We start from the raw sequence: 24,636 nt of genomic DNA on the forward strand, positions 1-24,636 counted from the left end.
GCTGGCGGTGCCCGCGGGCGGTTTCGGAATTCAGTAATTGAAACCCTTTGCAGGAAGACAATTTCAGTCACGTGAATGTTTGACACATTCCGCGGCTGTCGGCTACAAAGATTTCGCCCCGCCCTGCCGAAGGGTTCCCGCAAAGATGCGAACTCCGATAGCTCTGCTGTCCGCGGTTGTGATAGCCGGTCTCGCCCTACCCGTGACCGCGACGGCCACACCTGCGGCGACCGGCCTGGACGTCTCGTCCAGCAACCGGCGGGCCGCCATTCCCGACCTCTACGACTGGTCGAAAGCCGGTTATCGCGGCACCGGCGTGCTGCCCGGCGACAATGACGTGAACCCGAGCGCGAGCTGCCGGATCACGTCTGCGGAACTGGCTTCCCGGTTCGGCGTCCGGCCCGATGACGCGGCCGACGACACCGCCGGGCTGCAGGCCGCGATCGACTTCGTCCGCACGTCGTGCTCACCGGGCGCGAGCTACTCCAGGCTGAGCCTGATCACCCTGCCCACCGGGGTGCTGAAGGTGTCGAAGGAGCTCCACGTCGATGCCGACCACCTGGTCATCAGGGGCGCGGGCGCGACCGCGACGAAGATCGTCTACACCCCGGACGCGACCACCCGCTACGACGCGCTGACCCCGGACGGCTCGGACTGGGACGAGGACGGGATGACGTTCGGGCAGGGCAAGGGCGGCTGGCTGTGGCCGGGCCGCGGCCTGTTCCGCGTGCAGTCGCGCGGCGTTCACCCCGGCTACGCGAGCGACCACTCCCAGGCCCCGGAGAACCGCAAGGACATCTTCGAAGGCACGGTGAACGTGCACTGGAAGGCCGGCACGAAGGTCAGCGCCGCCGCGAAGACCGGTGACCGCACGGTGAAGGTGGCGTCCACCACGAACATCACGGCCGGGTCGCTCGTCAACGTGCGCGCGGCGAACTCGGTGAAGTTCTACGAGCAGCAGAACGCCACCGGCACCCCGCACCCGTTGCTGAACATGCACATGCGGCAGCAGATCTTCACCGTCGCGTCCGTCTCGGGCACGACGGTGACGCTGGACAAGCCGCTGGAGTTCGACGTCCCGGTCAACTCCACCTCGGACGGTTCGCCCGCGATCGACGGGACGACGTACGACTCGAAGGTCTCCCCGCTGGTGGACCCGGTCCTCGGCGTCGGGTTCGAGAACTTCGGCTTCACGCAGGAGGTGCCGGGTCTCGACCCCGCCGGGGCCGTCCACGACTACGGCAACATGGCGCCGGCCGACGAGATGCACGGCATCGTGTTCAAGTGGGCGGCGAACTCGTGGGTGCGCGGTGTCCGCGCGGAGATGACCGGGTCGCACCCGATCGTCACCGAGGAGGCCAAGAACCTGCAGATCGTCGACAACGTCCTCGACGGTGCGTGGAACAAGGGCAAGGGCGGCAACGGCTACTTCCGCGGTTCGCGGGTGTGGGACTCGCTCTACGCGGGCAACACCTCCCGCAACCTGCGCCACTTCACCTTTCAATGGTCGGCCTCGGGCAACGTGGTGATCGGCAACGACTTCGACTCCGACCTGAACCTGCACGGCGGCTGGGAGCGCAACAACCTGTTCGAGAACAACACGGTTCGCGTCCCCCACGCCCACCGCTCCGGCAACTGCCGCGCGAACTGCGGTGAGGAGGGCGGCGGCGGTCCCGACGACTCGAACTGGTTCCCGATCTGGTGGGGCGCGGGCCAGAAGGCCGTGAAGTGGTCGGGCGCCTCCGGTCCGCGCAACGTCTTCTTCAACAACGCCATGACCAAGCAGCTGTCCGCCGGCGGTGGCTACGAGCCGTTCTACGCCGACCGCCGGCGCGTCTACCAGTTCGGCTGGAACGGCAGCGGGTACCGGCACCTCGACGTGAACGGCACGCCGATCACCGACTGGGCGAAGAACGAGCAGCGCGACTACACCGGCGGCCACGGCGTGGACGCGACCAGGACCGACGCGGCGAAGTCGTTGTTCCTCAAGAACGTCCCCGACTCGACCGCACCCGTCGAGGAACCGGCGGGCACGGTCCCGGTGTCGACCGCCGGCCAGCTCCAGGCCGCACTGGCGAACGCCCGGCCCGGTGACGTCATCAGCCTGGCGCCCGGCACCTACCGGGGTTCGTTCGTCGCGCAGAAGGCCGGTACCGCGAGCAACCCGATCACGCTCACCGGCCCGTCCTCCGCGGTGCTGGTCAACGACGGCCCGTCCGGCACGGCACCGACCCCCTGCCCGGTGCCGGCAGCGGGCTGGGACTCCGGTTACGGCCTGTGGTTGTTCGACGCGCCGCACTGGACCATCAGGGGCATCACCGTCGCGGAGTCCAAGAAGGGCATCGTCCTCGACAACTCCCACCACGTGACGATCGACGGCGTCACCGTGCGGAGGACCGACGAGGAGGGCGTGCACTTCCGCCGTTCCTCCGCGGACGGCGTGCTCAAGGGCTCGACGATCACCGACGCCGGTGTCGTGACGAAGGACTACGGCGAGGGCGTGTACATCGGCTCCGCGAACTCGAACTGGAAGTGCCACGGCAACTCCGGCGGCGTCGACCGCTCCGACCGCGTGCAGGTGCTGGACAACCGGATCGGCCCGAACGTCTCCGCCGAGCACGTCGATGTCAAGGAGGGCACGCAGGGCGGCCTGATCGCCGGCAACACCTTCGACGGCACCGGCATCAGCGGCGCGAACTCCGCGGACTCGTGGGTCGACGTGAAGGGCTCCGGCTACCGGATCGAGAACAACACCGGCACGTTCACCGCTCCCGGCACGTTCAAGAACGGCTACGAGACGCACAACCCGAGCACCACGCCGTCGTTCGGCAACGGCTGCGGCAACGTGTGGCGCGGCAACCGTTCCGACCTCGGCGGCGTCGGTGAGTACGGCGTCCACGTCAGCTCGACGTCGAAGTGCAAGGACAACCCGAACGTCGTGCACGCCTCGAACACGGTCTCCCGCGCGACGAAGGGCCTCACGAACATCCCGGTCACCCCGTGACCCGGGGTTGAGGTGGTCCGGCCGGTGCACGGCGGCGTCACCGGCCGGACCACGTCGCGGCTCTCAGGCGGGGGTCACACGTTCGCCTTCAACGCTCGCACCTCGTCGCGCAGCGCGCGCACCTCCTGCAACAGCAGGTCGTCGTGTGCGCCGGAACGGGGTGCGGGCAGCGTGACCTCCTCCTGCATCGCGCTGCACACCACCGCGATGAACAGGTTGAGCATCGTGAACGTGCCGACCAGCAGGTAGACCAGGAAGAAGATCCACGCGTACGGCTTCTGCTCCATCAGGTCGCGCATCACGTCGGACCACCCGTCACCGGTGGTGATCTGGAACAGCGTCAGCAACGTCGATCCGAGCCCGGAGAATCGCGGGTCACCGGTGTCGCCGAACAGGTTGCTCGCGATCACGCCGCCCACGTAGACGAGCAGCACCAGCAGACCCGACAGCGACACCAGGCCCGGGATCGACCGCACCAGCGCCGTGACGACGCGGCGCATGCTCGGCACCATCGCGACGAGGCGCAACGCGCGCAAGATCCGCAACGCGCGCAAGACCGACAACGGACCCGCGGACGGGATCAGCGCGATGGCCACGATCACGAAGTCGAACACGTTCCACGGGTCGCGGAAGAACCTCCAGCCGAACGCGTACAGCCGCGCGCCGAGCTCCAGGGTGAAGATCATCAGCGCCAGGCGGTCGACGAACGTCAGCACGGGACCCAGCTCCGCGTGCAGCACCGTCGTCGTCTCCGCGCCCAGCGCCAGCGCGTTGACGACGATCACCGCGACGATGAACGCCTGGAACCGGTTGCTCTCCACTGCCGACGCGACACGGGCGCGCACCATCTTCACTTGCTCGCTCCTAGCACAGGGGTTTTGGGTGCTATCGGCGGTGGAGGCGCTCCACTGTTCACCCGATGGAGTTGATCAGCTCCAGCCGGCTGGCGGTGCGGGCGAGGTCGAGGGCCCGGCCGCCGACGATCTCGGCCAACGGGTGGTCGCTCACCAGGGTCAGCCGGGCGTCGCGGTCGACGAGGACGTCCACGACGTTCGCGAACCGCTGCTGCGCCTCCCGGTCGCACGTCTCCAGCCGCGGCACGCCCACGACCACCCAGTCGTCGTGGCGGTCGGCGAGCGCCAGGTAGTCCGCTGTGGACGTCGGCTTCTCGCACAGGTCGCCGAAGTCGAACCAGATCCGCCGCCCGTCGACACCGAGCGCGGTGATCGCCCGGCCGCCCACGTCGAGCACCACCGGGACGGCCGGCAGCTCCACCGCACGCACGACCGCCCCGGTCTCGAACCGCGAGCGGGCCCGTCCGCGCAGGTGCCGGTAGTCGGTCGGGCCGTCGAGCTCGACGGTGTCCATCAGCTCCTCCACGAGCGCGATGCCCGGCAGGAAGTGGTCGTGGTAGAGCGGGTTGGGCAGCAGGCCGTCCGGCGGGTAGTTCGAGGTGGCGATGATCATCACCCGGCGTGCCCGCAGCTCCTCCAGCAGCCGCGTCATCAGCATCGCATCGCCGACGTCGTGCAGGTGGAACTCGTCGAACGCGAGCACGTCACACCGGCCGATGAGCTCCTTCAGCGCGTGGGCCACCGCACCGCGTTCGTGCAGCCGTGACGAGATCCGGGCGTGCAACTCGTGGAAGAACGCGTGGAAGTGCACGCGCCGTTTGTGCCGCACGGGCAGCACGTCGAAGAACGCGTCGGCGAGGAAGCTCTTGCCCCGCCCGACCGGCCCGTGCAGGTAGACGCCCCGGCGCCGCTCCCCCAGCCCTGCGAGCCGCTCGACCGCCCGCACCTGCGCCTCGTCCAGCTCGTACCCGCTGCTCGCCACGCGCGCGAACAACCCGTCCCGAAGATCCACCACCGCTGCCCCTAGCTCTCACCTGTCTGCTCCCATGCTGCCCCCACCGGCCGGACGCCGAGCCCGCCGGGGGGCTCGGCTCAGGAGCCACGTGCTCGCTGAACCACGCCTACGATCACCGGCGTGAGCAACGTCGAGGTCGAGCCCGCCGAAGTCACCTGCACGCCCACGCCGGGCGGGGTCGAGGTTCTCCAGCCGCGCGACGTGCCGTTGGGCGGCCCGCGGGCGATGTCAGTGCGCCGGACGCTGCCGCAGAAGCAGCGGTCGTTCATCGGCGCGTGGTGCTTCTGCGACCACTACGGGCCCGACAACCACAAGATGGACGTGGCGCCGCACCCACACACTGGGCTGCAAACGGTCAGCTGGTTGTTCACGGGCGAGATCGAGCACCGCGACAGCCACGGCGTGCATGCCTACGTGCGGCCCGGTGAGCTCAACCTGATGACCGGCGGCCGGGGCATCTGCCATTCCGAGGTGTCCACGGCGGCGTCGACGGTGTTGCACGGTGTCCAGCTGTGGCTCGCACTACCCGATTCCAACCGAGATGCGGCACGTGATTTCCAACACTACGTGCCACCCGCCGTTCAGCTGGACAACGCCACCGTCAAGGTGTTCCTCGGCGAGTTGGCGGGTTCGAAATCTCCCGTTCACACGTTCACCCCGCTGCTGGGCGCGGAGATCGTTCTCGCACCGAACAGCAAGATCACTCTTGGTACCAAGACCGACTTCGAGCACGGCGTGCTGCTCGACACCGGCGACGTGAAGATCGACGAGACCGCTCTCACGCCGGGGCAGCTCGGGTACGTCGGCACTGGTCGGAGCACCCTCACCCTCACGACGGAGGCCGGTGCGAGGGTAGTTCTGCTGGGTGGCACGCCATTCGGGGAAGAGATCGTCATGTGGTGGAACTTCGTCGGCCGCACCCACGACGAGATCGCCGCCTATCGCGAGGAATGGCAGGCGGAGACGGACCGGTTCGGCCGTGTCGAGGGCTATGCCGGAAGCCGCCTGCCTGCGCCTCCGCTGCCCGGTGGCCGTCTGCGCCCGCGCGGCAACCCGTCGTGACCAATGTCAAAAGTCATATTCGGACCGCTTGAAAGTCGCGTTGTCATCGATTTTCCTGATGGAGGCATCCAGGGAGGATGTCGCACGTCTTAGGAGGCATGACGAACGTGACACGAGTGGGCGCCGAGTCGGTCTTCGCCTTCATCGCACCGTCCGGGCGCCCCATGCCCGTCGAGGTCGAGCTGGGCTACCGCGCCGACGACCCGCACGCCGTGACGATGACGTTCCGCATGGGACGCCAGGAGACGGTCTGGCTCGTCAGCCGCGACCTGCTCGCCGACGGCCTCATCACCTCGGCCGGCGCCGGTGACGTGCGGCTGCGCCCGCACAACTCCACGACCGCCGTGCTCGAACTGCAGTCCGACGTCTCGCACGCGGTCTTCCACGTGCGCTCGACCGAGCTGCAGGAGTTCCTGAACTCCACCTACGACGTCGTCGCGCCCGGTCGCGAGACCGACCACTTCGACTTCGACGCCGAGCTCCGCAAGCTGCTCGACTAGAACTGGGTTGGAACTGTGGCGTGACCCTCGACCTCGCCGCGCTCTACCGCGACCTGCACCGGCACCCCGAGCTGTCGTTGCAGGAGTTCCGCACCGCCGGAGTCCTCGCCGACGCACTGCGCCCCCTGGGCTACGCCGTCACGACCGGGGTCGGTGGCACCGGTGTGGTCGGCGTGCTGCGCAACGGTGACGGGCCCACCGTCCTGCTGAGGGCCGACATGGACGCCCTGCCGGTGCGCGAGGAGACCGGGCTGCCCTACGCCAGCACAGCGCGCGCGGTGGACGCCAACGGCGACGAACAGCCTGTGGCGCACGCGTGCGGCCATGACATGCACGTCACCTGTCTGGTCGGCGCGGCCGAAGCGCTCGCGAACACCCGTGACGAGTGGTCCGGCACGCTGCTCGTGGTCGGCCAGCCCGCCGAGGAGCTCGGCCGGGGCGCCCGGGACATGGTCGAGGACGGGCTGTTCGAGCGGTTCGGCACGCCGGACGTCGTGCTCGCCCAGCACGTCGCTCCCCTGCCCGCCGGGATGCTCGCTCACGGCAGCGGCCCGTTGATGGCGGCCAGCGACACCGTGAACGTCACCCTCTTCGGCCGCGGCGGTCACGGTTCGTCGCCGGAGACCGCTGTCGACCCCGTGCTGATGGCCGCGCACGTCGTCGTGCGGTTGCAAGGGATCGTCGCGCGCGAGATCTCCCCCAGCGAACGTGCGGTGGTCACGGTCGGCCAGATCCACGCCGGGACCAAGGAGAACGTCATCCCGGACACCGCCGGGCTGGGCATCAACATCCGGACGTTCAACGACCACACGAGCGGCATCATCCGCGACGCCGTCGAACGGATCGTGCGCGCCGAGGCCGCCGCCTCCGGTGCGCCGCGGGAGCCCGAGTTCGAGTGGCGGGACGCCATGCCGCCGCTCGTGTCGGACCCGGACGCCACGGCACGGATCGTGGCCGCGTTCACCGAGCACTTCGGTACCGAGCGCTTGATCCCCGGTGCGGTCGTCAGCGCCAGCGAGGACGTCGGCGTGTTCGGCACGGCCGCCGGCGCACCGACGGTCTTCTGGTTCCTCGGTGGAATCGACTTCAACGCGCGCACGCCCGACCCCGTGCCGATGAACCACTCCCCCGCCTTCGCACCCGATATCGAACCAACGGTGAAAACCGGCGTTGAAGCACTAGTGGTCGCCGCGAAAGCATGGCTTGATCACTAGCCCGCTGTTTTCACCCGAATGTGGCTATTACTTGTTCCAAAAACAAGCCATAGCGTATTTGGCATGACCGCGATGACCTCTACGGCCTACAGCCGAGACCTCGGCGACGAACTGCGCCGGCTCCGGGAAAAGTACACGACGATGACGGGCCGGGCGCTCGCGACCCAGCTGGGGTGGGACCCGAGCAAGGTCTCCAACGTCGAGAACGGCAAGGCGCGGGCGAGCGAGATCGACCTCGTCCAGTTCCTCACGGCCTGTGGCCAGAGCCTGGACTTCATCGAGACCTTCCGCCGCCGCTACACCAACGCCTTCAACACCTACTACGCGCAGATTCCTGACAACCTGCGCACGCTGGCCATGACGGAGTCCATGGCCACGAAGATCACGAGCTTCGAGGTCCTGAAGGCGCCCGGCCTGCTCCAGACGCGGGAGTACGCGCGCCAGCTCCTCCTCGACACCGCATACCACGAACCGGCGGAAGTCGAGAAATTCGTCGACCTCCGCATCGAACGGCAGACGATCCTCCGACGCCCCTTCCGCCCGGAATGTTTGTTCTACGTCCACGAGCTTGCACTGCAACTAATCCTGGGCGACGCGAAGCTCATGGAGGACCAGTACCTGCGTCTGCTGTTCAACACCCACATCATGCGAATCGTGCCCGACCGCTATCGGGCCGTCGCACTACAGGGAAAGACCACGTTGTACGAGTTCGACAAGGCCGACCCGATCACCTACAGCGAGTCGGACCTGGTGCAGGTGTTCGCGCAAGACCGTGCGGCCGTCGCGCGCACACGGCAGCTGTTCGACCATCTGGATGCTATCGCCTTGGACGAGGAACAATCGAAGAGCATGCTGACGGAGTACATCAGCGCTCTTCGAAAGGACTCCGATGACCCAGGACCGGACGTGGCGTAAGAGCACCTACAGCGGCGGCAACGGCTCGACTGACTGCGTGGAGGTCGCGCTGACCCAGGACGCGCTCGTGCGGGACTCGAAGAACACCGGTGCCGAACTGACGTTCTCCGGTCCCGCCTGGCGCGCCCTGGTCGGCTGGGTCGCCGAGTAGTCCGCTCAGCGGGCCGTGAGACCTGGCTGCAGCGGCAGCAGCGGTGCGACGACCCGCGCGAACGGCCCGCTCTGGGCCGTCGCGCCGGTCGGCACCGCGAACGGTGCGGCGGCGTCGAGCACGTCGGGCAGCCGGGCGTAGACCGCCCAGTGCTCGTCCCACGCCTGGATCACGTCGAGGTGGCCGCCGGGCAGGAACCGGGTCAGGTGCACCCCTGCGACCTGACCGGTGTTCCCGAGCAGTGGCAACAGCCGGAAGCCACCCTCCCGGCGCAACCTCTCGATCAGCTCCGTGCTCTGCATCGCACCGTCACATCTCCTACGCCTAGTGGGCGGCCAACTCTGCACTCTCCCGATAAGCGCGCACGGCGTCATCACGTTCGGCCGTGGTCCACCCGAGCGGACCAGCGACCAGATCGGCCACCCGGTCGACGACCGAGGCGCCGCCGTCGAGGTGTTCCACCGCGATTCGCGTCCGCCTGGCAAGGACGTCGTCGAGCGAAAGCGCTCCCTCGTGCGTCACGGCGTAGACGACCTCGGCGGCGAGGTGGCCGGCCACGTCCTCGGTGAGCGCCGGGTCCCGGGAGACCAGCGCGAGCACGTCGGAGATCGCCGAACCGTAGCGGCGCAGCAGTCGCTCCACAGTGGATGCGGACAGGCCGGACTCGGCGGCGACACGGGTCCGGTCTGCCCACAGCTCTTGGAAGCCAACGGCTCCGCACAGCGGCAGGCGCGCGGTCAGCGACGGCGCGACGGCCTTGCCGAGACCCGCGACGGCGGCGTTGACGACGTCGGCGGCCATCACGCGGTAGGTCGTGTACTTGCCGCCCGCGATCACGAAGAAGCCCGGTTCCGGCTGGGCCACGGCGTGTTCGCGCGACAGCTTCGCGGTGTCGCCGGACGCGCCGTCGAGCAGCGGGCGCAGACCCGCGTACATGCCGACGACGTCGTCGACCGACACGCTGTCGCGCAGCACGGCGTTGACGTGGTCGAGGATGTACGACACGTCCTCGGGGGACGCCGACACCGCGGCCGGGTCGCCGTCGTAGGGCGTGTCCGTGGTGCCGATGATCCAGTACGCGCCCCACGGGATCACGAACAGCACGCTCTTCTCGGTGCGCGTGATCAGGCCGCCGTCGAGCTGGATCCGGTCGCGCGGCACGAGGACGTGGACGCCCTTCGACATCCGCACGTGGAACGGCGGGGTGCCGGGGCTCATCGAGTTCAGCGAGTCGGTCCACACGCCGGTCGCACTGATCACGCGCCGCGCGCGCACCACGTGCGTCACACCGGTCAGCTCGTCGCGCACGGACGCGCCGGCGACGCGGCCGCCGTTGCGCAGCAAGGAGGTGACCTTGGCGCGGGACAGCACGGTGGCGCCGTGCTGCGCCGCCGTGCGCACCAGCGTGGTGACGAGGCGGGCGTCGTCCACCTGCGCGTCGTAGTAGCGGATGGCGCCGGCGAACGCCGAGGTGTCGAGCGAGGGCGCGACCTCGGCCATCCGCCTGCGGGACAGGTGCCGGTGCATCGGGACCGCACCGGCACCGCCGATCGAGTCGTACAGCAGCACGCCCGCGCCGACGTAGGCGCGTTCCCACTGCTTCTCCAGCGGGAAGAGGAACGGCACCGGCCGCACCAGGTGCGGTGCGAGCCGGCGCAGCAGCAACCCGCGTTCCTTCAGCGCTTCGCGGACCAGCTTGAACTCCAGCTGCTCCAGGTAGCGCAGCCCGCCGTGGACGAGCTTGCTGGACCGGCTCGACGTCCCCGCCGCCCAGTCGTGGGCCTCGACCAGTGCGACCGAGAGACCTCTCGACGCCGCGTCCAACGCGGCACCCGCACCGACGACACCTCCACCGACGACGAGCACGTCGAACTCGGTGCCGTCCAGGGCAGCCAGCGAGTCGGCACGTCGAGCCGGATCCAGCCTTGCGAACACCTTCAACTCCCTCAGCAGAAAATCAGCGGACGTCGGCGTCGACCCAGTCGAACGACTTGGTCACGGCCTTCTTCCAGTTGCGGTACTGGCGCTCGCGCTCGTCGGCGTCCATCTCGGGCGCCCAGCGCTTGTCCTCGGACCAGTTGGCGCGCAACTCGTCGAGCGAGGACCAGTAGCCCACCGCGAGACCGGCGGCGTAGGCGGCGCCCAGCGCGGTGGTCTCGGCGACGACCGGCCGGATCACCGGCACGTCCAGCACGTCGGCCTGGAACTGCATCAGCAGCTCGTTGGCCACCATGCCGCCGTCGACCTTCAACTCGGTCAGCGGCACGCCGGAGTCGGCGTTCATGGCGTCGAGGACCTCGCGCGTCTGGAAGGCGGTGGCCTCCAGGACGGCGCGGGCGATGTGGCCCTTGTTGACGAACCGGGTGAGGCCGACGACCGCACCGCGGGCGTCGGAGCGCCAGTACGGCGCGAACAGGCCGGAGAACGCGGGCACGAAGTACGCGCCACCGTTGTCCTCGACCGACTTCGCGAGCGTCTCGATCTCCGGCGCCGAGCCGATGATGCCGAGGTTGTCGCGCAGCCACTGCACCAGCGAACCGGTGACCGCGATCGAGCCCTCCAGGGCGTAGACCGGGGCCTCGTCGCCGATCTTGTAGCAGACCGTGGTCAGCAGGCCGTTCTTCGACGCGACCTTCTCCGTGCCCGTGTTGAGGAGCATGAAGTTGCCGGTGCCGTAGGTGTTCTTCGCGGTGCCCGGCTCGTAGCAGGCCTGGCCGAACGTGGCGGCCTGCTGGTCGCCCAGGATGCCGGCGATCGGCACGCCCTTGAGGACGCCGCCGGGGCCGCCGTGGCCGTAGACCTCCGAAGAGGACTTGATCTCCGGGAGCATGGACAGCGGGATGCCCATCTCCTCGGCGATCGTGGCGTCCCACTGCAGCGTGTCGAGGTCCATGAGCATGGTCCGCGACGCGTTGGTGACGTCGGTGGCGTGCACGCCGCCGTTGGGGCCGCCGGTGAGGTTCCACAGCGTCCACGTGTCGGTGTTGCCGAACAGCAGGTCACCGGCCTCGGCGCGCTCGCGGGCGCCCTCGACGTTGTCGAGGATCCAGCGGATCTTCGGACCGGAGAAGTAGGTGGCGAGCGGCAGGCCGACCTTGCCCTTGTAGCGGTCACCACCGCCGCCGAGCCGACCGAGCTCGTCCACGATGGCCTGGGTGCGGGTGTCCTGCCAGACGATCGCGTTGTAGACCGGCTGCCCGGTGTTCTTGTCCCACACGACGGCGGTCTCGCGCTGGTTGGTGATGCCGACCGCGGCGATGTCGCTCGTGTTGAGGTCGGCCGTGGCAAGCGCCTGGCCGATCACGAACCGGGTGTTCTCGGAGATCTCCACCGGGTTGTGCTCGACCCAGCCGGCCCGCGGGAAGATCTGCTCGTGCTCCTTCTGGCCCACGGAGACGATGGAACCGCTGTGGTCGAAGATGATCGCCCTGGTGCTGGTCGTGCCCTGGTCGACGGCGAGGACGTACTGCGTCATCGAAACTGTCCTTTCGGGATGGTCAGAACACGGTCAGAACGCGAGAGCTGCGACGACACCGGCGAGCGCGCCGCCGAGGAGCGGGCCGACGACCGGCACCCAGGCGTACGCCCAGTCGGAGTCCTTCTTGCCGACGGCCTCACCGTCGGTGCCCTTGTAGGACAGCGGGAGGATGGCGTGCGCGATGCGCGGGCCGAGGTCACGGGCCGGGTTGATGGCGTAGCCGGTGGGGCCGCCGAGGGAGGCACCGATGCCGACGACCAGCATCGCGACGGCCAGCGGGCCGAGCTGGGTCGGGGTCTTGCCCAGTGCGAGGATCACGAAGACCAGGACGAACGTGCCGATGATCTCGCACACCAGGTTCCAGGCGTAGCTGCGGATCGCCGGGCCCGTGGAGAAGACGGCGAGCTTGAGGCCCTCGTCGGGCGTCTCGTCGAAGTGCGGCTTGTAGGCCAGCCACGCGAGGACGGCACCGAGGAACGCGCCGAGCATCTCGCCGGCGAAGTAGACGAGCGTCGAGCCGACGCCGACCGGCACACCGGGCGCGAACTCGGCCGCACCGCTGGTGAGGATGCCGACCGTCACGGCGGGGTTGAGGTGTGCCCCCGACTTGTACGCGATGTACACACCGGCGAAGACCGCGAGACCCCACCCGAAGTTGATCAACAGCCAGCCGCCGTCGAACCCCTTCGACTTGGCGAGCAGCACGTTGGCCACCACGCCCGCACCCAGCAACAGCAGGATGCCCGTACCGAGCACCTCGCTGAGGAACACTGTCCCGAGACCCACGCTGGCCTCCCATTCGTCCTTGAACGGCTGATCACCCCGTGGTGACTGCCGCGGAACGTAATGACCCGCGTCACGCCTGCTCAACGGGTGCTGTTCGACAATGTCGACACCGACCGGGTGCACTGCTGTGACCGACCGGTCACGCTGCGCTCAGACAAGGTGTTTCAGGCGCGTGTCCAGCGGTGACGCGGGTCGTAGCCGTTCGACATTGCCGACACGGGTCGTCTCAATTACGTTGCTCGCGTGCCGGGACCCATCCAGTCGATCGAACGCGCCGCAGCCGTGCTGCGGCTTCTCGCGCGCGGGTCCGGCCACCACGGTCTCACGGAGATAGCCGCCTCGCTCGGTCTGGCCCGCGGCACCGCGCACGGGATTCTCCGCACGCTGCAACGGGTCGAGTTCGTCGAGCAGGACTCCGCGACCGGCCGCTACCGCCTCGGTGCCGCCCTGCTGCACCTCGGGACGAGCTACCTCGACGCGAACGAGCTGCGTTCCCGATCGATCAACTGGGCCGACACGCTCGCCGCGCGCTCGGGTCAGGAGGTGCGGATCGGCATGCACCACGACGGCGCCGTGCTCGTCGTGCACCACGTGTTCCGCCCGGACGACTCGGTGCAGACGCTCGGCATCGGCGCGATGCTGCCGTTGCACGCGACCGCGCTGGGCAAGGTGCTGCTCGCCTACGACCCGGACCTGTCGGCGGCCGCGCGCAAACGGGAGCTGACGTCGCTGACCCGCCGCACGATCACGCGCACGCAGGCGTTGGAGCGGGTGCTGACCGAGGTGCGCGCGCAGGGCTGGGCGGGTGAGGCGGAGGAGTACATGCCGGGTGAGGCGAGCATCGCCGCGCCGATCCGCATCCCCGGCGGCCTCGTGGTCGGCGCGATCGGCATCTCCGGCGCCGTGGACCGGCTCTGCGACTCCACCGGCCGGCCGCGCACGGCGCTGGTGCGCCAGGTCGTGCAGGCCGCCGACGCGGTCACCACCTCACTGGTCGACGAGAACTGAGAGGACCGGCGTGCAACGCTTCGTGATGGCGATCGACCAGGGCACGACGTCGACCCGGTGCATCGTGTTCGACCAGAACGCCCGCCTGGTCGCGGTCGCCCAGCGCGAGCACCGCCAGTACCGCCCGCGGCCGGGCTGGGTCGAGCAGGACGCCGTGGAGATCTGGCGCAACGTCGACCGGATCATGCCGCAGGCGTTGCGGCAGGCGGGGATCACCGCCGACCAGGTCGTGGCGCTGGGCATCACGAACCAGCGCGAGACGTTCGTGGCGTGGGACCGGCACACCGGTGTCCCGGTGGGACGCGCGATCGTGTGGGAGGACATCCGCACCGAGGAGCTCGTCGCGCGACTGGAGGGGCAGCCGGGCATCGAGGAGGTCCGCGAACGCTGCGGCCTGCCGCTCGCGACCTACTTCTCGGCGCCGTCGCTGCGGTGGCTGCTCGACACCGTGCCGGGCGTGCGCGAGCGGGCGTCCCGCGGTGACGTGCTGTTCGGGACGATGGACACCTGGCTGATCTGGAACCTCACCGGCGGTGTGAACGGCGGCCTGCACGTCACCGACGTGACCAACGCGTCCCGCACGATGCTGATGAACCTCAGCACCCGCCAGTGGGACCCGATGCTGCTGGACTTCTTCGGCGTGCCCGCGGCGATGCTGCCGGAGATCCGGCCGTCGTCGGAGATCTCCGGTGTGACGGCGCGGGTGGTGCCGGGCATCCCGATCACGGCGGCGCTGGGCGACCAGCACGCGGCGCTGTTCGGGCAGACGTGCTTCGAGAAGGGCTCGATCAAGGGCACGTACGGCACCGGTGGGTTCCTGCTGATGAACACCGGCACCGAGCTGGTGCGGTCGAAGCACGGCCTGCTGACCACGATCGGGTACCAGATCGGTGGTGAGCCGACGTACGCGCTGGAGGGCTCGATCGCCGTCGCCGGGTCGCTCGTGCAGTGGTTCCGCGACAACCTCGGCCTGATCCACTCCGCGCCGGAGATCGAGACGCTGGCCCGCACGGTGAAGGACAACGGCGGCTGCTACATCGTGCCGGCGTTCTCCGGGTTGTTCGCGCCGCACTGGCTCGCACAGGCGCGTGGGATCGTCGTCGGCTTGACGTCGTACATCAACAAGGGGCACCTGGCGCGGGCGGTGCTGGAGGCGACCGGGTGGCAGACGCGTGAGGTGGTCGACGCGATGAACGCCGACCTGGGCGCGCCCACGCCGGTGCTCAAGGTGGACGGCGGCATGACCGCCGACCACCTGCTGATGCAGTTCCTCGCGGACGTGCTGGACATCCCGGTGATGCGGCCGCTGGTGGCCGAGACCGTGTCGCTGGGCGCGGCCTACGCCGCCGGGCTCGCCTCCGGCTACTGGCCGGACCTGGAGGGGTTGCGGCGCAACTGGCACCTGGCCGCGCGGTGGAACCCCGTGATGGACGCGGCGCACCGGGAGAACGAGTACGCGAACTGGAAGCGGGCCGTGGAACTGACGTTCGCCTGGGCCCGCTCGACCCCGTCCGCTTAGGCATCTGCAAGTACTGCCAACCACCACGTTGGCAGTACTTGCAGATGCTCCAACAGCAGGGGGCTAGGCGCGGTTTGACCGCACCCAGGCCGCGATCTCGTCCGCGTCGATCGGCAGCGCGTCCGACAGGACGTCGGCGCCGTCGCCGGTCACGACCAGGTCGTCCTCCAGCCGCACGCCGATGCCGCGCAGCTCCGGCGGCAGCGTCTCGTCGTTCGGGTGGAAGTACAGGCCCGGCTCGACGGTCAGCGCCATGCCGCGTTCGAGGATGCCCTGCTGGTAGGTCTCCTGACGGGCGTCGGCGCAGTCGTGCACGTCCAGGCCGAGGAAGTGCCCGGTGCCGCAGACGATGTAGCGGCGGTGGTGCTGGCCGGACGGGTCGAGCGCCTTGTCGACGCTCACCGGCAGCAGGCCCCAGTCGTGCAGGCCCTCGGCGAGCACGCGCATGGCGGTGTGGTGGAAAGCGCTGTAGTCGTTGCCCGGCTTGACTTCCGCGAGCGCGGCGACGTGCGACCTGAGCACGAGGTCGTACACCTGGCGCTGGGCCGCGCTGAACTCGCCGCCGACCGGCAGCGTGCGGGTGACGTCGGCGGTGTAGAGGGTCTTGGTCTCCACGCCGGCGTCGAGCAGCAGCAGGTCGGCGTCGCTCACCTTGCCGTCGCAGCGGGTCCAGTGCAGCACCGGGGCGTGCGGTCCGGACGCGACGATGGAGGTGTATCCGGGCCCGTTGCCCTCCGTGCGCGCGCGGCGGTCGAACGTGCCCTGCAACCAGCGCTCTCCCCCGCCGCGCACGGCCTGGCCGAGCTCGCCCGCGACGTCGAGGAAGCCCCTGACCGTGGCGTCCACGGCCTGGCGGAGCTGGTCGACCTCCCAGTCGTCCTTGATCCGCCGCAGCTCGGACAGCACGGTCCGCAGCTCGTCGCTGTGCGAGCCGGTGAGCGCGTCCAGCAGCGGGTCGACGCCCTTGGCGGTGAGCGTCTCGGGGTGGCGGCCCTGGAGCGCGCGCGGCAGGTCCTCGATCGGGCGCACGGTGAGGTCGAGGGCCTCGGACCACTCCTTCGTGCCCGCCGCGGCACCGATCCAGAACGGGCTGCGGTCCGCGTCACCGAAGAAGTCCACGGTGTGCGGCTCGGACGGCGTCGGCACGAACAGCGTGGCGTCGTCGTTCTCGACCACGACGACCGCGCCCTCGACCTGGCAGCCGGTCAGCCACACGAAGTCGCTGTCCGCGCGGAACTCGTGGAACGTGTCGTTCGAACGCACGTGGGCGCGTCCGGCGGCGAGGGCGATGCGCCGGCCGGGGAGCTGCGCGGCGAGCTTGGCCCGGTGCTGCGCCGCGGCCTCCTTCGCGCCCGCCGGGAGGTCGATGGGGTTGTCCCACTCGCCCCAGCCGTCGCGGATGTAGGTGCGGAAACCGTCCGCGTCCACCAGTTTCGCCATGTCACGGCGTGTGCGGGCCAATTCTCGTCCTTCCGGGGGTCTGTTTTCCCACAGCCTCCGCCGAACGGAGGGCTTCCGCCCATCCGACTTGGAGATAGCCTCGTCCTATGGAACTGGAGATCCGCCACCTGCGGGCCATCTGCGCCATCGGCGACGCGGGCAGCCTCTCCCGCGCGGCGACCCAGCTCGGCATCTCCCAGCCGTCCCTCACCACCCTGCTGCAACGGGTGGAACGCCTGGTCGGAGGCCGGTTGTTCGACCGAGGACGGGCCGGCGCGGAGCCCACACCGCTGGGTGCGCAGATGCTGCAACGCGCGCGGTTGCTGCTGGTGGAGCTGGACGCGTTCGGTGCGTCCGTGGCCGGTCGTGGCGGGCCGGTGCGGTTCGGTTCCGTGCACATGGAGTGCGTCACGAGGTTGTACACGCGCCTGGAGGAAGCGCTGGAGGACGTCACGCTGCACGTCGATCCGTCGTCCACGGGCCTTGCGCTGGCGTTGGCCAACGGCCACCTCGACGCCGCCGTGATCGCGGTCGACGAGGACGGCGACCTGGGCTTGCCACGCGGCGTGGCGCAACGGGTCGTGGTGCCGTGGGTGCCCGTGCACATCGCATTGCCCGCCTCCCACCCGTTGGCCTCTCGGTCCGAAGTCGAGCTGGCGGACCTCGCCGGTGAGGCGTGGGTGGGGCCGCCGGGTGCCGAGGACGGGTCGCTGACGGCGTTGCGCGCGGCCTGCCGGGCCGTCGGGTTCGTGCCGAAGATCCGGTTCGAGGTGCCCAGCGGTGCCGGGCGGCAGCTGATCGCGGCGGGCAAGGCGGTGCAGCTGGTCGAGCCGACCTCGCGGGGCGGACAGGGCGTGACCGTGCGGCCGTTGGCGGGGGCGCCGATGCGGCTGAGGGTGGTGTTCTGCTGGCGGCGGGAGCGGCTGACCTGGGACCAGGCCAGCCGCATGTTCACCGACGTGCTGGAGGCGTACGCCGCCGCCGCGCTGGCCAGCCCGGCGTTCCGGCCGTGGTGGGAGGAACGCGGCGCGGCCCTCACAGCGAGCTGAGCCAGCCGTACTGCTCAACGCGCACGAGGGCGGCTGATCGCATCGAGGTCCTCCGCAGGGGTGTGAGGTGTTCGGTAGCGTCACACCGCCCGCAGGCCGGGGAGCATCCCTACTCGGCATAGCCTGCCACTATGGGAGCGTCTCACTCCGGCTTCGTGGGCTGCGCGAACAGCAGGTGCCGCACCCGCGGCTCCTCGCGCGCCAGCTCACGGGCGATCCCCTGGTTCTGCTGGTCCACGACGGTCCCGCGCTCCAGGTGCTGCCGCAGGTGCTCCTGCCAGGTGGCCACGGTGAACGTCTCCAGGAACACGTCCGGCTGCTCGGTGTCGCGGAACAGCCCCCACATCGTCGCCCCGGTGCGGCGGCGGGCGCGGCCGACCTTCTGCATGGCGTCGACGAACCGGTCGTGGTTCTCGGGGGCGACGGGCCATTCGACGGTGACCAGGACCGGACCCGCGTCGGTGTCGTCGAGCTGGGGCGGTTCGTTCCAGTAGGTGGCGGGGGTGACGTCGAGCGGGCGGTCGATCAGGGGCCACCAGCGGGTGGCGACCAGTGCCAGCACGGCCATCGCCACCGCGGGGACGATCATGGCGGGGTGCAGGCCGTAGACGTCGGCGACGGTGCCCCACAGGACGGCGCCGAGGGCCTGGCCGCCCATCAGGATCAGCTGGTAGTAGGCGAGCGCGCGAGCCCTGGTCCAGGCGGGGAGCAGGACCTGGGCGATGGCGTTGAAGGTCGACAGGGTGGCGATCCAGCAGGCACCGGTCAGCAGCATCGCGACGATGACCAGCGGGAAGCTGCCGACCAGCACCGAGGTGCTCGTGGCCAGCGCGTAGACCAGCGTGGCGCCCAGCACCATGCTGTTCTTGCTCATGCGCTGCAACAGTTTCGGCACGACGAAGGCACCACCGATCGCCCCCGCGCCGACGCTGCCGAGCAGGACGCCGTAGCCGCCGGCGTCGAGCCCCAGGGGGCCGCGGGCGATGGCGGGCAGCAGCGCCCACAGCCCGCTGCCGAAGACGATGAACACCAGCAGCCGGGTGAGCACCCGGCGGAACAGCGGTGAGCTGGCCACGTAGCGGGCGCCGGTGCGCACGGCGGTGGCGATGTGCTCGGTCCCGAGTGGACGGTGGTCGGACGGGCGGCGCCAGCGGGCCAGGACGATCAGCACGCCCAGGAACGACACGGTGTTGAACGCGAACGTCGCCTCCGGACCGGCCAAGGCGATCAGCAGACCGCCGAGCGCGGGGCCGATGGCGCGGCCGACGTTCATGTTGACGCCGTTGAGCAGCGCGGCCTGCGGGATCTCCTCGCGGCTGACCAGCTCCGGCTGGATCGCCTGGAACGACGGCATCGACAGCGCCTGGCCCATCGCCATCAGTGCGAGCAGCGCGAGCAGGCTCGACGGGGTCGCCCGGTCGGTGCCGGTGAGCAGCATCAACCCGGCTGCGCCTGCCAGCATGAGCGCCTGGCCCGCGAGCAGGACCCGGCGGCGGTCGAGGATGTCGCCGAGCGCGCCGGAGGGCACCACCAGCAGGAACACCGGCAGGGTGGTGGCCGTCTGGACGAGCGCGACCTGCAGTGCGCTGCCGCCCAGGTCGCCCATGAGCCACTGGGCGCCGACGGTCTGCGCCCACGTTCCGATGTTGCTGGCGAACTGGGCCAGCCACAGGGCCCGGAAGGCGCTGCGGCGCAGGGGCGCCCACGCGGAGACGGTCACGCTCCGATCTTCACACCTGCGGGTGCGGGTCGCCGACCGCCAGGACAACACCTTCGGTTTGCGCTGAAATCATCAAACGCACGAGAAATGAGATTCGGGCACCCCCGTAGTCGCTAACGGGTTCGTATCGGCGACCCCCCAAATGGATGTGATTTGCATCACTACGACTCATCTGAAGCACCCTGCCGGAATCGACGAGCAACCAGTCCGCGTCGACACGGAGCGCGACTTGGCAGCGCTCCCAGACCCTGGTCTCACGCGGGCTTCCCAGGCCTGGCGACACGGAAGCGGGCCGAATGCGGGCAGTGCGGCGGATCGTGAACATTCCGTCTCAACCGGGTACGCAACCCCACAATGATGAACGCCCGACGCGTTCCTGCTCGATACTGCGCGCAACGCAGGCAGAGCAGAAAGGTTCCGAGCACTCGTGATCACGCCCGAGTACTTGCTGTCGACCCGCGAGTTCGAGGTGCTGTGGCAGACGCTGCGGCTCGGCAGAATGCCGTACCCGCTCGACGTGCCCAGCGAAGGAGCTACCGCGAGCGAGCTCACAGCGTTGCAGGAACGGACGATCGCGGACCTGCGGAGGCGCGGGCTCGCCGATGACGCGCGGCTCGAGGACCTGATGCGCCTGCTCGGCGAGCACGACGTGTCCGTGGACGCCGTCGCCGGGCTCGACCGGACCGTGCGGGCGCTGGCCGCCTCCGACGGCAACGAGGGCGTGCTGGCCGTGATCGACGGTGACGCCGTCGGCCTGTCCGAGATCAGGCCCACCGCGCTGGCCCGCGAGATCGTGCGGGTCCTGCCCCACGGCGTTGCCGGACCCGGCAGCGCGCTGTCGGTGCGGCTGGAGACGTTGCAGCAGGCCGTGGCGCTGCAGGAAGCCGAGCAGGACGAGGAGTCCGAGGACCCGTGGGGTGCGGCGGACGACGAACTCGACGACCGCCAGGCACTGCTCAGGGCGGGGTTGTCAGCGCAGGACGCGCGCCAGATGGACGAGCTCGCGGCGAACCGCGTGGCAGGCGGCCAGTTCGGCGTGACGCACGGCCGGCACCGCGCCGACGTGGTGATCAACTGGTTCGACACCCACCAGGGCCGCTACCTCATGGTCCGCTCCGACGGGTGGCTCAGCCTGTCCCCCACCGACAACGACCGGATCGCCATGCGGATCGACTCCGTGCTGACGTGACCGGCCGCGGCCTGATCGGATCGGGCAAGTCGGGCTTCCACGGGAACGCCCGCGTTCCGCTAACCTCAAGACAGCCCTAAATCACACATTCAGACCACTGTGACTTCGGTCACACCGGCCCTGTCGAGGGCAGATCCGATGGCGTGGACGGAGATCGAAAGCCCGAGCGGGCAACGTCCCGAGAGCGCTTCCACAACCTGCGGAAACGACATGCTTGTTACAGTCCGTTCATCTGGAGCCGGCGGTTTCCCTCCACTGCAACGCTTTGCGCGGACAAGTCTCAATTGGGACAGGCCTGGAACGGAACGCGCGATGTGCGAAAAGACCCCCGATACTGCCCGCATGTACATCGTCGGTGACAAAGAGGCTGTCCCGCTCGGCGAGACCGTCTCCTCGGGGCAGGTTCAGCTCGACCCGGCAGCGGGTGAGGAGCTCCGCAAGCAGTTCCAGGCCCAGATAGACCAGGTCGACTCCTGGATCGAACGCGCGACCAGCAGCATCGCCCGCCCGGCTCCGCTCGGAGCGAACCCGGTCGGCGACAAGATGCGCGACAAGTTCACCCACCGCGCGGACGGCGAGCAGTACTCGTTCGTCAGCGTCATGACCGCGTACCGCACGGTTCTCGAGCAGACGAAGAACTCGATCGTCGAGGCGATCGAGAACTTCACCCGCCTCGACGAGGACCAGCAGGCCGAACTGAAGAAGCACATGGGCAACAGCTGATCTTGTGGCCAGTTGACCCAACGACGTGAGAGGCGAGCCGGTCATGCCCCCCGAGACCGTCCCGAGCGACATCGAGAACGTCCCGGTCCTCACGGACCCGCAGAACTGGGCGTCTCGTTCGCACCAAGAGCTGTACGCCGCGGTGCACAACAACAACGACCCCGGTCAAGCCGGCCAGATCAGCTCCGACTGGGGCAAGTACGGCACCGAGCTGACCGAGGCGTCGCGCACCATCAACTCGGTCATCGCGGCGTCGGAGTCCGGGTGGACCGGTGACGCCGCCGAGGCCGCCCGAGCCGCGATGAAGAAGCTCGGGGACTGGGTCGACGAGACCGCTCGCACCGCGGTCGAGGTCGGCGCCAAGGTCGCGGACCAGGGCCGCGTCATGGAGAACGCCCGCGCGCAGATGCCCCAGCCCGTCCAGTTCGACTGGAACAAGGCGGCGGCCGCGCTGTCGCAGCCGGGCACGCCCGCGTTCGTGCTGGCCTCAGCGGACATCGCGCTGGCCAACGCCGCCTCGCGCGCGGCGCACGAGCAGGCCGTCACCGTGATGACGGACATGGAGAACAACTCCCGTCAGATCGACTCGACGACCCCGACCTTCAAGCCGCCGTTCAACCCGAACACCGGCCAGGTCGAGCAGCCGGTGATGGCGGTGCGGCGCATGGGAGACGTGCCCACGCTCAACGGCAACGCGGACGCTCTCACGGCGACGCACGCGCAGAGCGGTGCCGGTGTGGCCGCTCCCCCGTCCCCCGCGGGTGCCGGAACCGGAGCCGGCACCACGACCGGGACCCAGCCCGCCGCGGCGGCCTACACGCCGACCGCGCCCGGCTACACCGGTGCCGGAAACGGCGGTGGCGGTGGCGCCGGCGCGAACTACACGCCGCAGATGCCCGGCTACAACCCCGGCAACACGAGCACCAACACCTCGGCGGCGTACACGCCGACCGCGCCGGGCTACACCCCGCAGCTGGGTGGCAACTCCGGCAACACGTACCCGAGCGGCAGCGGTGGTGGCGGCGGCAGCTACACCCCGACCGCGCCGGGCTACACGCCGCAGCTCGGCGGCACCGGCACCGCCAGGCCCGGCGGCGGCCAGAACCAGAACATCCCCAGGACCCCGGTGGTCGGCAGGGACATCGCGAACCCGAACTACACCCCGCAGAACCCCGGCTACACGCCGCAGAACCCCAAGGGTCCCGCGGCGTACACGCCCACCGCGCCCGGCTACAACGGCCCCGGCGGTGCGGGCGGTGGAGCCGGCGGTGGCGGCGGAGCCGGTGGCGGCGGTGGCATGAAGGGCGGCCCGATGCCGTACACCCCGCAGATGGGCGCGGGTGGCGGTGGTGGCGCCGGCGGCGGTGCGTTCGGCGGTGGCGCGGGTGGTACCGCGGGCGCCGGTGGCGCGATGCAGTCCGGTGGCGCGGCGGGTGTCCAGAACGCGGCCCGCGGCGGCATGCCGATGGGCATGGGTCCCGGTGGCGCCGCGGCGGCCGGTGCCGGCATGGGTGCGGGCGCGCCGATGGGTGGCGCTCCGGGCGGCGGCGGCAGGGGCGAAGAGGACAAGGAACACCGCTCCGCCAGCTTCATCATGGGCGGCGACCTGTTCGAGGTCCCCGGTGAGAACCTGCCCCCGTCGGTGATCGGTGCCGCGAAGGTCAAGAAGCCGAAGGGGGCAGAGCCCGCGTGATCACGCCTGAGTTCCTGCTCACGCCGCGCGAGTTCGACGTCCTGTGGCACGCGCTGGACCTCGGCAGCGTGCCCTACCCGCTGGACGTGCCCAGCGAGGGCGCGACGGAGCAGGAACGCCGTGTGCTGACCGAGAGGACGCTCGAGGACCTGCGCTCGCGCGGTCTCGTCGACAACGAGCGCCTCGAAGGTCATCTGCGGCTGCTCGACGACCACCGGGTGTCCGTGGACGCCGTGGCCGGACTCGACCGCACGGTGCGGGCGCTCGCCGTCTCGAACGGCGAGCGCGCCGCGCTCGCGATCATCGACGACGACCGGGTGGGGCTGCTCGGCATCCGGGAGACCGGCATCGCCCGCGAGATCGTCAAGGTCCTGCCCGACGCCGTGCCCGGTCCGGGCACGGCGGTGAACGTGCGGGTCCAGTCGCTGCAGGACGCCGTGGCGCTGCAGGAGACCGAAGGGGCCAAGTCCGCGGACGACCTGTTCGGCGAGGGCGGGGTGGACGACCAGGAGGCGCTGCGGCAGGCCGGTCTGTCCGCCCAGGACGCCAAGCAGTTCGACGAGCTGGCCTCGAACCGCGTCGCGGGTGGCCAGTTCGGCGTCACCCTCGGCCGGGAGCGGTCGGGTGTCGTCATCAACTGGTTCGACACCCACCAGGGCCGTTACCTGATGGTCAACTCGGACGGCTGGCTGAGCCTCTCGCCGACCGACAACGACCGCATCGCAACCCGTATCAACGCTGTGCTCGCGTGATCTGACGCGTCTCAGTTGAACCGCCGCCGCCGGAGGACCGTGTGAACCCCGCGAACCCCACCCAGTGGGTCGAAGAGTACGAGGCCAAGCTGGCCGACCTGAAGAAGAAGTCGGAGGACCTCACGGAGAACTTCGCGGCCGCCTCCGCCACCGTGTCGTCCAAGGACGGCTCGGTGACCGTCACGGTGGGCCCGAACGGAGGCCTGCAGAACCTGCAGCTCGGGCACCGCGCGGTCGAGCTGGGCGCCGCCCGGCTCACCGCGGCGATCCTGGAGACGGCGCGGCAGGCCCAGAAGCAGGCGGCGTTGCAGGTCCTGGAGCTCTTCAAACCGCTCGGCGAGGGCACCGAGGCCTACCAGATGGTCTCGGACTCCATCCCGGACGACGACGAAGCCGAGGACACCGGCGACACCTATGACGAGATCGACGACGACCCGGAACCGGCCCCTGCGGCACCGCCGGCGTCCCGGCCCGCGGCGGCTCCCCAGCCGCCGCCCGTCCGCGGCAGGCGCCGCGCGGACGACGACGATGACGACGACAACCAGCCCTGGTAAGGAACAGCGA

Annotated in this window: 22 protein-coding genes; 14 read left to right on the top strand and 8 right to left on the bottom strand. The window is 69.8% G+C overall.

Annotation, left to right across the window (positions count from 1 at the left end; all coding sequences use genetic code 11):
- Window positions 1-145 precede the first annotated feature (145 nt).
- Complete coding sequence (locus tag ACZ7CD_RS25480) at window positions 146-3,004, top strand: right-handed parallel beta-helix repeat-containing protein (protein ID WP_470379816.1); 2,859 nt, start codon at window positions 146-148, stop codon at window positions 3,002-3,004.
- A 74-nt stretch (window positions 3,005-3,078) separates the two neighbouring features.
- Here the strand turns inward: ACZ7CD_RS25480 and ACZ7CD_RS25485 are convergent, their stop codons facing one another.
- Both ACZ7CD_RS25485 and zapE read right to left on the bottom strand, forming a co-directional pair.
- Window positions 3,079-3,852, bottom strand: coding sequence for an ion transporter (locus ACZ7CD_RS25485; protein ID WP_360384994.1), 774 nt, complete (start codon window positions 3,850-3,852; stop codon window positions 3,079-3,081).
- 64 nt (window positions 3,853-3,916) lie between these two features.
- Window positions 3,917-4,870, bottom strand: coding sequence for a cell division protein ZapE (gene zapE / locus ACZ7CD_RS25490; protein WP_470379817.1), 954 nt, complete (start codon window positions 4,868-4,870; stop codon window positions 3,917-3,919).
- 123 nt (window positions 4,871-4,993) lie between these two features.
- Here zapE and ACZ7CD_RS25495 point away from each other — a divergent pair, with 123 nt between their 5' ends.
- The 5 genes from ACZ7CD_RS25495 to ACZ7CD_RS25515 all read left to right on the top strand — a co-directional run bounded on the left by ACZ7CD_RS25495 (window position 4,994) and on the right by ACZ7CD_RS25515 (window position 8,715).
- Window positions 4,994-5,935 carry a pirin family protein gene (locus ACZ7CD_RS25495; RefSeq protein ID WP_360384735.1) on the top strand — a complete coding sequence of 314 codons (942 nt, stop codon included), beginning with the start codon at window positions 4,994-4,996 and terminating at the stop codon, window positions 5,933-5,935.
- 98 nt (window positions 5,936-6,033) lie between these two features.
- The gene (locus ACZ7CD_RS25500; RefSeq protein ID WP_360384737.1) at window positions 6,034-6,435 is read left to right on the top strand and encodes an SsgA family sporulation/cell division regulator; all 402 of its coding nucleotides are present in this window, start codon (window positions 6,034-6,036) and stop codon (window positions 6,433-6,435) included.
- Window positions 6,436-6,455: 20 nt separating this feature from the next.
- Complete coding sequence (locus ACZ7CD_RS25505) at window positions 6,456-7,649, top strand: amidohydrolase (RefSeq protein ID WP_470379818.1); 1,194 nt, start codon at window positions 6,456-6,458, stop codon at window positions 7,647-7,649.
- 63 nt (window positions 7,650-7,712) lie between these two features.
- Window positions 7,713-8,564, top strand: coding sequence for a helix-turn-helix domain-containing protein (locus ACZ7CD_RS25510; protein WP_458432775.1), 852 nt, complete (start codon window positions 7,713-7,715; stop codon window positions 8,562-8,564).
- Entirely contained in the window at window positions 8,539-8,715 is a 177-nt protein-coding gene (locus tag ACZ7CD_RS25515; protein WP_458432776.1) for a DUF397 domain-containing protein, read from the top strand. Before ACZ7CD_RS25510 ends, ACZ7CD_RS25515 begins: the two co-directional genes overlap by 26 nt.
- 5 nt (window positions 8,716-8,720) lie before the next feature.
- Here ACZ7CD_RS25515 and ACZ7CD_RS25520 read toward each other — a convergent pair whose 3' ends face one another.
- From ACZ7CD_RS25520 to ACZ7CD_RS25535, 4 genes are read right to left on the bottom strand one after another with little or no spacing between them, the layout of a single operon-like run.
- Window positions 8,721-9,017, bottom strand: coding sequence for a hypothetical protein (locus ACZ7CD_RS25520; protein ID WP_360384745.1), 297 nt, complete (start codon window positions 9,015-9,017; stop codon window positions 8,721-8,723).
- 22 nt (window positions 9,018-9,039) lie between these two features.
- Window positions 9,040-10,650, bottom strand: coding sequence for a glycerol-3-phosphate dehydrogenase (gene glpD / locus ACZ7CD_RS25525; protein WP_360384747.1), 1,611 nt, complete (start codon window positions 10,648-10,650; stop codon window positions 9,040-9,042).
- A gap of 22 nt (window positions 10,651-10,672) precedes the next feature.
- Window positions 10,673-12,190: a glycerol kinase GlpK gene (glpK, locus tag ACZ7CD_RS25530; RefSeq protein ID WP_470379819.1), complete on the bottom strand. Its 1,518-nt coding sequence runs from the start codon at window positions 12,188-12,190 to the stop codon at window positions 10,673-10,675.
- A 33-nt stretch (window positions 12,191-12,223) separates the two neighbouring features.
- Window positions 12,224-12,979 carry an MIP/aquaporin family protein gene (locus ACZ7CD_RS25535; protein WP_360384751.1) on the bottom strand — a complete coding sequence of 252 codons (756 nt, stop codon included), beginning with the start codon at window positions 12,977-12,979 and terminating at the stop codon, window positions 12,224-12,226.
- 243 nt (window positions 12,980-13,222) lie between these two features.
- Between ACZ7CD_RS25535 and ACZ7CD_RS25540 the strand changes: the two genes are divergently transcribed.
- Window positions 13,223-13,987, top strand: a complete 765-nt coding sequence (locus ACZ7CD_RS25540) for an IclR family transcriptional regulator (RefSeq protein ID WP_360384753.1) — start codon at window positions 13,223-13,225, stop codon at window positions 13,985-13,987.
- 25 nt (window positions 13,988-14,012) lie between these two features.
- Entirely contained in the window at window positions 14,013-15,506 is a 1,494-nt protein-coding gene (glpK, locus tag ACZ7CD_RS25545) for a glycerol kinase GlpK (RefSeq protein ID WP_360384996.1), read from the top strand.
- Window positions 15,507-15,569: 63 nt separating this feature from the next.
- On the opposite strand, the gene ACZ7CD_RS25550 is transcribed toward glpK (ACZ7CD_RS25545), so the two are convergent.
- Window positions 15,570-16,946, bottom strand: coding sequence for an aminopeptidase P family protein (locus ACZ7CD_RS25550; RefSeq protein WP_360384755.1), 1,377 nt, complete (start codon window positions 16,944-16,946; stop codon window positions 15,570-15,572).
- Window positions 16,947-17,053: 107 nt separating this feature from the next.
- On the opposite strand from ACZ7CD_RS25550, the gene ACZ7CD_RS25555 reads away from it, so the two are divergent.
- Entirely contained in the window at window positions 17,054-17,995 is a 942-nt protein-coding gene (locus tag ACZ7CD_RS25555) for a LysR family transcriptional regulator (RefSeq protein ID WP_360384757.1), read from the top strand.
- A 142-nt stretch (window positions 17,996-18,137) separates the two neighbouring features.
- Here the strand turns inward: ACZ7CD_RS25555 and ACZ7CD_RS25560 are convergent, their stop codons facing one another.
- On the bottom strand, window positions 18,138-19,715 hold the full coding sequence (locus ACZ7CD_RS25560; RefSeq protein ID WP_360384759.1) for an MFS transporter: 1,578 nt from the start codon (window positions 19,713-19,715) through the stop codon (window positions 18,138-18,140).
- Between the two features lie 427 nt (window positions 19,716-20,142).
- Between ACZ7CD_RS25560 and ACZ7CD_RS25565 the strand changes: the two genes are divergently transcribed.
- The 5 genes from ACZ7CD_RS25565 (at window position 20,143) to ACZ7CD_RS25585 (ending at window position 24,626) form a co-directional block, all read left to right on the top strand.
- Window positions 20,143-20,904 (top strand): ESX secretion-associated protein EspG, encoded by a 762-nt coding sequence (locus tag ACZ7CD_RS25565; RefSeq protein WP_360384761.1) that lies wholly within the window; start codon window positions 20,143-20,145, stop codon window positions 20,902-20,904.
- Between the two features lie 342 nt (window positions 20,905-21,246).
- Window positions 21,247-21,627, top strand: a complete 381-nt coding sequence (locus ACZ7CD_RS25570) for a hypothetical protein (protein ID WP_360384763.1) — start codon at window positions 21,247-21,249, stop codon at window positions 21,625-21,627.
- 43 nt (window positions 21,628-21,670) lie between these two features.
- On the top strand, window positions 21,671-23,320 hold the full coding sequence (locus ACZ7CD_RS25575; protein WP_470379820.1) for a PPE domain-containing protein: 1,650 nt from the start codon (window positions 21,671-21,673) through the stop codon (window positions 23,318-23,320).
- Entirely contained in the window at window positions 23,317-24,072 is a 756-nt protein-coding gene (locus ACZ7CD_RS25580; protein ID WP_360384767.1) for an ESX secretion-associated protein EspG, read from the top strand. The genes ACZ7CD_RS25575 and ACZ7CD_RS25580 overlap by 4 nt, the downstream gene beginning before the upstream one ends.
- A gap of 41 nt (window positions 24,073-24,113) precedes the next feature.
- Window positions 24,114-24,626: a YbaB/EbfC family nucleoid-associated protein gene (locus ACZ7CD_RS25585; protein WP_360384769.1), complete on the top strand. Its 513-nt coding sequence runs from the start codon at window positions 24,114-24,116 to the stop codon at window positions 24,624-24,626.
- The last annotated feature ends 10 nt before the right edge of the window (window positions 24,627-24,636 follow it).

The sequence above is a fragment of the Lentzea sp. NPDC036949 genome (assembly GCF_055608075.1).